Origin of the sequence: Actinomyces sp. S6-Spd3, assembly GCF_000758755.1 — a bacterium.
Taxonomy (GTDB): Bacteria; Actinomycetota; Actinomycetes; order Actinomycetales; family Actinomycetaceae; genus Pauljensenia.
Window position 1 is genome coordinate 1 of the sequence record NZ_JRMV01000044.1, and the last position, 1,042, is coordinate 1,042.

Genomic DNA, 1,042 nt, shown 5'->3' on the forward strand with positions numbered 1-1,042 from the left:
AAATTCAGCTACGTACTGTTCTTTTTGATCAAGAGCGCCATCAATCTGTTTGATCAGCGCAGCGTACTCAGCTTTATTCTCGCTGGTTTCCCCAACTGCAAGAACTATGCGTTTCGCTTCTTCGAGAAAGCCGGAAGCAAACTTTTCTCGCGCACTTTCTAACGAAAGTTTCGATCCGGAGGCTCCTGATCTTTGCTCACTTACAGCGTGCACAATTCGCGAAGCGTCCAGCTGTTTGATTCCATTTGCGACAAGTGAATCTCGGACGCCCACAAGAGTATTGCCGCGTTGCAGTTGGGCTGTAACTGTTTCAACGATCGCCGCGATGACGGTCGATTGCAAAGCTTTTTCATCGGCAGCGGCGTCTTTTACCGCGCCAAGGAACTTCTGAGCATCCTGCAGTGCGTCAGTATCACGTCCCTGCTCGCTTCTACGTCGCGCCTTTTCAATGTCTTGTAAAGTTATCGGCCTCCCATTCGCAGAAAAAGAGTCAAGTAGCTCGATACTCTTCAAGTCATCAGTTCGATGGATAAGGATCAGATCGAAGATCGTTGGGTAATCGGGATGCTTGGATACGGCGTTCCAGATCGGAACTAGCTTCTCCGGTAGCTGGTTCTTTGAAAGATCTAAAGCAGGTGTTACCGTCAAACCGTGAGAATCTGCCTTTTGTTTGATGCTCAGTGGAGTAACACCTTTGATACCCATGGCAGGCAGCCTGCTCAGTAGGCTGTCCTCATCCACCACGCCCAAAGGATATTCCGTCGCCAGTTGGTTCAGAGTCTGGTCTATCGAATCGCGCAAGTACTTTTGACGTGAATCGGCAAAGCCACTCCAGGTTTTGGCAAGGAGTAATTTCTGGCCTTCAAGACTACTCAGGTGCGCAAGCAACTGATTTAGAAGCTTTGCAGCCTCCATATTCTTTTCGGACCGATTCAATGTCGACTTGAGTTTAGGTATCCAATGGTCCAGCTCTTCGTCTTTTACGGGCGACGGAATTCCATACAGGAATCCCAGATCTAATTCAAGATACTTCTTTGAACTC

The 1,042-nt window shown here is 48.5% G+C and carries 1 protein-coding gene; it reads right to left on the bottom strand.

Going from position 1 to position 1,042, the window contains the following annotated elements; all coding sequences use genetic code 11:
- Positions 1-1,042 (bottom strand): hypothetical protein (locus tag HMPREF1627_RS00300; protein ID WP_034499883.1); only part of this gene is annotated, 1,042 nt, incomplete at both ends.